Genomic DNA, 5,878 nt, shown 5'->3' on the forward strand with positions numbered 1-5,878 from the left:
GCTGATGTTGGAGGCTTTGATGCCATGAGAAAGATAAGAATTTTATCTTCTCTTATTTACAATTCAAATATCAATGAAGATGAGATTTTTACTTTTGGCATTGAAAATGTAAAGAAGCTGATTTTGATTTTGCAAAAGAAAGAGGCTACTCCATTAGGGTCCTTGCCAAGTCAGAACTAGCAAATGATAAGATAAATATTTCTGTGATTCCTACTTTTGTTAGGGATAATTTCTTTGCAAAAACTTTTGGTGGAACTAACGGAGTTAAGGTCTGGGGAGAAAAACTTCACTTCCTACGAACTCAAGGGTCCTGGAGCAGGCAAGCTTGAAACTGCCGATGCAGTTATGCGTGACCTTTTGAGAATCCTTGCAAAAAGAGAAATAAAAACTTTTTATGACGCAGGAATTCCTATGAAGTTGAAAATAATTTGGAAAACAAATTTTATGTGAGGACTTCTGAAGTCTCTCCTGAACTAAAAGACTTAATAGAAGAAGAAAAAATTATAAATGACGAACACCTAATAATTACAAAAAAAGTTTCCCTTGATAACTTGAGAGCTTCCCTTGGTAATCTCGACAAAGTTTTCTTGGCAGAAATTGAGGAGGATTTATGAAATTTTTATCAACAAGAAATTCAAATTTAAAAATTTCTGGCAGAGAAGCCATTGTCAAAGGAATCTCTGAAGACGGCGGTCTCTTTGTCCCAGAATCCTTCCCTGCCTTTGACATAATGGAGAACTTGGACCTGTCTTACACAGACTTGGCCCACAAAATTCTTTCACTTTATCTCACAGACTTTGACAAGGACGACTTGTTAGGGCTTATAGAAAAATCCTACGCATCCTTTGAAGATGAAATTGGCCAAAAGTTTCTTACCAAAAGGATTTTACCTGGAACTTTATCATGGCAGGACTTCTGCCTTTAAGGACTTTGCACTTTGCCTTCTTCCAAACCTCTTGGCCTATGCCAAAAAAATCTCTTGGTATCAAGGACAAAACCCTTATTTTGACTGCAAACATCTGGCGACACAGGTAAGGCTGCCCTAGAAGGTTTTTACAACACAGAAGACATTGACATCTTGGTCTTATACCCAACAGAAGGTGTGAGTTCCATCCAAAAGGCCCAAATGGATACAACAGGATCTTTAAATTCAAAGGTTATTTCCATTGATGGCAACTTCGACGATGCCCAATCTGCTGTGAAAAAAATATTTAACGATGAAAAGATAAAAGAAGAGCTTAAAGAGGAAAATATTTATCTTTCTTCTGCCAACTCCATAAACATTGGCAGGCTCCTTCCCCAAATCATCTACTATTTTTATTCCTACGCAGACTTAGTCAAGAATAAAAAAATAAGTGGCGGAGAAAAAATCTCCTACTGTGTTCCTACGGGAAACTTTGGAGACATCTTGGCGGGATATTACGCAAAGGAAATGGGACTTCCAATAGACAATCTTGTCATTGCATCAAATGATAACAATGTTTTGACAGACTTTTTCACTAGTGGAAGATACGATGCCAACAGGGACCTTGTAAAGACAATTTCTCCTTCCATGGACATCTTGGTTTCATCAAACCTTGAAAGACTAATCTTCCACAAGTCATCTGATGAAGTCGTTAAAGAAAAAATGGCTGACTTAAAAGACAAGGGTCTCTTTGAATTTAAGAGCGACTTCCATGAATTCTTGTGTGGTTTTGCCAAGGAAGATGAGACAAGGGAAACTATTAAGAAGGTCTTTGAAGAAGAAAATTATTTGATGGATCCCCACACAGGAGTTGCAAAAAATATTGTAGACAAGCTTGGACTTCATAAGACAGTAATCTTATCAACAGCAAGTCCCTACAAGTTTTCTTCTACAGTCTTAGGAGCTTTAGGGGAAAATCTTTCAGATGATGAGTTTGAAAATATTGATATCCTTCACGAAAAAACTGGAGTTAAGATTCCATCTGAAATTAAAAAATTAAAAAATAAAAAAATTCTTCACAAGACAAAAATTCTTAAAAATGAAATTGAAGAAGAGGTCTTAAAATTTGCAAGACGTGGCAAGAGAATTTCCGTCCCAGCCACTTCAGCCAACCTTGGACCTGGCTTTGACGTCCTTGGTCTTGCCCTTGACCTTGCCAACACTTGTGAGTTTAAGTTAAGTGATGACAAAAATGAATTTGAAAATAATATAAATTCAAATTTAATCTACAAGGCCTACAAGTATGCCTTTGACTTCTATGGAGAGGAAGCCCTTCCTGTGGACTTTAATGTGGACACCAATGTTCCACTTTCTCGTGGTCTTGGATCATCAGCTTCCTGCATTGTCATGGGGATCATGGCTGCCTTTGATGTCATGAAGAGAGACTTTGACAAGAAGGAAATTTTGAAACTTGCAACAAAGATGGAAGGCCACCCAGACAATGTAGCTCCAGCAATTTTTGGCAATGCTGTGGCATCAATCCTAAAGGATGATCAAGTTTACCTAGAAGAATTTGAAGTTTCAAATAATTTTAAATTCTTGGCAATAATTCCTGACTTCAAACTTCCAACAAAAGAAGCAAGAGATGCCTTGCCAAAGACTTACTCAAAGGAAGATGCTGTCTTTAACCTTTCAAGACTTTCCATGGTAATCTTGTCATTAATCTCTGGCAATGAAGAAAACTTAAAAGTTGCCCTTGATGATAAAATTCACGAGCCTTACAGGTTAAAATTAATTCCAGAAATCGATGATATTGAAAAAATTATTGATGATTCAGAAGCACTTGGCCACTACCTAAGTGGTGCCGGATCCACTATTATGGTGGTCTTAAAGGCAGACGACAATACTTCAGAAGCCAAATCAAAATAAATTAGATAAGCTTTCAAATTCTTATGAAGTAAGACTTCTTGATATTGATGAGAAGGGTGCCTTCATAATTTAAAAATTAATTTTACAAGTGCAATAAATAGTGAAGTGATGACAAGGTCTCTGACCTTAAAATTTTCATGAGTGCTCCTTTCACATTTTTTTAAAATAATTTAGAATTATTTTACCAGAAATTGTCATATAAATAAAGAGCAAGGTCGACAATACGGCCTTGCTTTAAAAATTTTAATTTATAAACTTTTTGTAAAATTAATTTTTAAATTTATGAAGGCACCCTTCTCATCAATATCAAGAAGTCTTACTTCATAAGAATTTGAAAGCTTATCTAATTTATTTTTGATTTGGTCTTCTGAAGTATTGTCGTCTGCCTTTAAGACCACCATAATAGTGGATCCGGCACCACTTAGGTAGTGGCCAAGTGCTTCTGAATCATCAATAATTTTTTCAATATCATCGATTTCTGGAATTAATTTTAACCTGTAAGGCTCGTGAATTTTATCATCAAGGGCAACTTTTAAGTTTTCTTCATTGCCAGAGATTAATGACAAGATTACCATGGAAAGTCTTGAAAAGGTTAAAGACAGCATCTTCCTTTGAGTAAGTCTTTGGCAAGGCATCTCTTGCTTCTTTTGTTGGAAGTTTGAAGTCAGGAATTATTGCCAAGAATTTAAAATTATTTGAAACTTCAAATTCTTCTAGGTAAACTTGATCATCCTTTAGGATTGATGCCACAGCATTGCCAAAAATTGCTGGAGCTACATTGTCTGGGTGGCCTTCCATCTTTGTTGCAAGTTTCAAAATTTCCTTCTTGTCAAAGTCTCTCTTCATGACATCAAAGGCAGCCATGATCCCCATGACAATGCAGGAAGCTGATGATCCAAGACCACGAGAAAGTGGAACATTGGTGTCCACATTAAAGTCCACAGGAAGGGCTTCCTCTCCATAGAAGTCAAAGGCATACTTGTAGGCCTTGTAGATTAAATTTGAATTTATATTATTTTCAAATTCATTTTTGTCATCACTTAACTTAAACTCACAAGTGTTGGCAAGGTCAAGGGCAACCAAGGACGTCAAAGCCAGGTCCAAGGTTGGCTGAAGTGGCTGGGACGGAAATTCTCTTGCCACGTCTTGCAAATTTTAAGACCTCTTCTTCAATTTCATTTTTAAGAATTTTTGTCTTGTGAAGAATTTTTTTATTTTTTAATTTTTTAATTTCAGATGGAATCTTAACTCCAGTTTTTTCGTGAAGGATATCAATATTTTCAAACTCATCATCTGAAAGATTTTCCCCTAAAGCTCCTAAGACTGTAGAAAAAACTTGTAGGGACTTGCTGTTGATAAGATTACTGTCTTATGAAGTCCAAGCTTGTCTACAAATATTTTTTGCAACTCCTGTGTGGGGATCCATCAAATAATTTTCTTCTTCAAAGACCTTCTTAATAGTTTCCCTTGTCTCATCTTCCTTGGCAAAACCACACAAGAATTCATGGAAGTCGCTCTTAAATTCAAAGAGACCCTTGTCTTTTAAGTCAGCCATTTTTTCTTTAACGACTTCATCAGATGACTTGTGGAAGATTAGTCTTTCAAGGTTTGATGAACCAAGATGTCCATGGAAGGAGAAATTGTCTTTACAAGGTCCTGTTGGCATCGTATCTTCCACTAGTGAAAAAGTCTGTCAAAACATTGTTATCATTTGATGCAATGACAAGATTGTCTATTGGAAGTCCCATTTCCTTTGCGTAATATCCCGCCAAGATGTCTCCAAAGTTTCCCGTAGGAACACAGTAGGAGATTTTTTCTCCGCCACTTATTTTTTTATTCTTGACTAAGTCTGCGTAGGAATAAAATAGTAGATGATTTGGGGAAGGAGCCTGCCAATGTTTATGGAGTTGGCAGAAGAAAGATAAATATTTTCCTCTTTAAGCTCTTCTTTTATCTTTTCATCGTTAAATATTTTTTCACAGCAGATTGGGCATCGTCGAAGTTGCCATCAATGGAAATAACCTTTGAATTTAAAGATCCTGTTGTATCCATTTGGGCCTTTTGGATGGAACTCACACCTTCTGTTGGGTATAAGACCAAGATGTCAATGTCTTCTGTGTTGTAAAAACCTTCTAGGGCAGCCTTACCTGTGTCGCCAGATGTTGCAGTCAAAATAAGGGTTTTGTCCTTGATACAAGAGATTTTTTGGCATAGGCCAAGAGGTTTGGAAGAAGGCAAAGTGCAAAGTCCTTAAAGGCAGAAGTCCTGCCATGATAAAGTTCCAGGTAAAAATCCTTTTGGTAAGAAACTTTTGCAATTTCATCTTCAAAGGATGCGTAGGATTTTTCTATAAGCCCTAACAAGTCGTCCTTGTCAAAGTCTGTGAGATAAAGTGAAAGAATTTTGTGGGCCAAGTCTGTGTAAGACAGGTCCAAGTTCTCCATTATGTCAAAGGCAGGGAAGGATTCTGGGACAAAGAGACCGCCGTCTTCAGAGATTCCTTTGACAATGGCTTCTCTGCCAGAAATTTTTAAATTTGAATTTCTTGTTGATAAAAATTTCATAAATCCTCCTCAATTTCTGCCAAGAAAACTTTGTCGAGATTACCAAGGGAAGCTCTCAAGTTATCAAGGGAAACTTTTTTTGTAATTATTAGGTGTTCGTCATTTATAATTTTTTCTTCTTCTATTAAGTCTTTTAGTTCAGGAGAGACTTCAGAAGTCCTCACATAAAATTTGTTTTCCAAATTATTTTCAACTTCATAGGAATTTCCTGCGTCATAAAAAGTTTTTATTTCTCTTTTTGCAAGGATTCTCAAAAGGTCACGCATAACTGCATCGGCAGTTTCAAGCTTGCCTGCTCCAGGACCTTGAGTTCGTAGGAAGTGAAGTTTTCTCCCCAGACCTTAACTCCGTTAGTTCCACCAAAAGTTTTTGCAAAGAAATTATCCCTAACAAAAGTAGGAATCACAGAAATATTTATCTTATCATTTGCTAGTTCTGACTTGGCAAGGACCCTAATGGAGTAGCCTCTTTCTTTTGCAAA

General features: G+C 36.6%; 11 protein-coding genes and 2 pseudogenes. 5 read left to right on the forward strand and 8 right to left on the reverse strand.

The window, feature by feature from the left end; all coding sequences use genetic code 11:
* From DRZ96_RS10970 to thrB, 5 genes and pseudogenes are all read left to right on the forward strand, one after another.
* Positions 1–180, forward strand: a pseudogene (locus tag DRZ96_RS10970) (hypothetical protein); the annotation flags it as partial.
* Positions 181–234: 54 nt separating this feature from the next.
* On the forward strand, positions 235–450 hold the full coding sequence (locus tag DRZ96_RS10975) for a hypothetical protein (RefSeq protein WP_256584671.1): 216 nt from the start codon (positions 235–237) through the stop codon (positions 448–450).
* Positions 429–614 carry a hypothetical protein gene (locus tag DRZ96_RS10980; protein ID WP_256584656.1) on the forward strand — a complete coding sequence of 62 codons (186 nt, stop codon included), beginning with the start codon at positions 429–431 and terminating at the stop codon, positions 612–614. Before DRZ96_RS10975 ends, DRZ96_RS10980 begins: the two co-directional genes overlap by 22 nt.
* Positions 611–925: a hypothetical protein gene (locus DRZ96_RS10985; RefSeq protein WP_256584672.1), complete on the forward strand. Its 315-nt coding sequence runs from the start codon at positions 611–613 to the stop codon at positions 923–925. Before DRZ96_RS10980 ends, DRZ96_RS10985 begins: the two co-directional genes overlap by 4 nt.
* Positions 926–1,075: 150 nt before the next feature.
* Entirely contained in the window at positions 1,076–2,833 is a 1,758-nt protein-coding gene (gene thrB / locus DRZ96_RS00415; RefSeq protein WP_256584680.1) for a homoserine kinase, read from the forward strand.
* Between the two features lie 248 nt (positions 2,834–3,081).
* On the opposite strand, the gene DRZ96_RS10990 is transcribed toward thrB, so the two are convergent.
* The 8 genes and pseudogenes from DRZ96_RS10990 to DRZ96_RS11025 all read right to left on the reverse strand — a co-directional run.
* Positions 3,082–3,438, reverse strand: a complete 357-nt coding sequence (locus DRZ96_RS10990; protein WP_256584673.1) for a homoserine kinase — start codon at positions 3,436–3,438, stop codon at positions 3,082–3,084.
* Positions 3,377–3,925 carry a homoserine kinase gene (locus tag DRZ96_RS10995; protein WP_256584674.1) on the reverse strand — a complete coding sequence of 183 codons (549 nt, stop codon included), beginning with the start codon at positions 3,923–3,925 and terminating at the stop codon, positions 3,377–3,379. The genes DRZ96_RS10990 and DRZ96_RS10995 overlap by 62 nt, the downstream gene beginning before the upstream one ends.
* A gap of 277 nt (positions 3,926–4,202) precedes the next feature.
* The gene (locus DRZ96_RS11000; RefSeq protein ID WP_256584675.1) at positions 4,203–4,499 is read right to left on the reverse strand and encodes a hypothetical protein; all 297 of its coding nucleotides are present in this window, start codon (positions 4,497–4,499) and stop codon (positions 4,203–4,205) included.
* Positions 4,480–4,605 (reverse strand): hypothetical protein, encoded by a 126-nt coding sequence (locus DRZ96_RS11005; protein ID WP_256584676.1) that lies wholly within the window; start codon positions 4,603–4,605, stop codon positions 4,480–4,482. Before DRZ96_RS11005 ends, DRZ96_RS11000 begins: the two co-directional genes overlap by 20 nt.
* A 178-nt stretch (positions 4,606–4,783) precedes the next feature.
* Positions 4,784–5,005, reverse strand: coding sequence for a hypothetical protein (locus tag DRZ96_RS11010; protein ID WP_256584677.1), 222 nt, complete (start codon positions 5,003–5,005; stop codon positions 4,784–4,786).
* Positions 5,002–5,397 carry a PALP domain-containing protein gene (locus tag DRZ96_RS11015; RefSeq protein ID WP_256584678.1) on the reverse strand — a complete coding sequence of 132 codons (396 nt, stop codon included), beginning with the start codon at positions 5,395–5,397 and terminating at the stop codon, positions 5,002–5,004. Before DRZ96_RS11015 ends, DRZ96_RS11010 begins: the two co-directional genes overlap by 4 nt.
* Positions 5,394–5,651, reverse strand: a complete 258-nt coding sequence (locus tag DRZ96_RS11020) for a hypothetical protein (protein WP_256584679.1) — start codon at positions 5,649–5,651, stop codon at positions 5,394–5,396. The genes DRZ96_RS11015 and DRZ96_RS11020 overlap by 4 nt, the downstream gene beginning before the upstream one ends.
* Positions 5,648–5,878, reverse strand: a pseudogene (locus tag DRZ96_RS11025) (hypothetical protein); the annotation flags it as partial. The pseudogene DRZ96_RS11025 and the gene DRZ96_RS11020, both read right to left, overlap by 4 nt.

The organism is Peptoniphilus harei, assembly GCF_900454685.1.
GTDB classification, from domain to species: domain Bacteria; phylum Bacillota; class Clostridia; order Tissierellales; family Peptoniphilaceae; genus Peptoniphilus_A; species Peptoniphilus_A harei.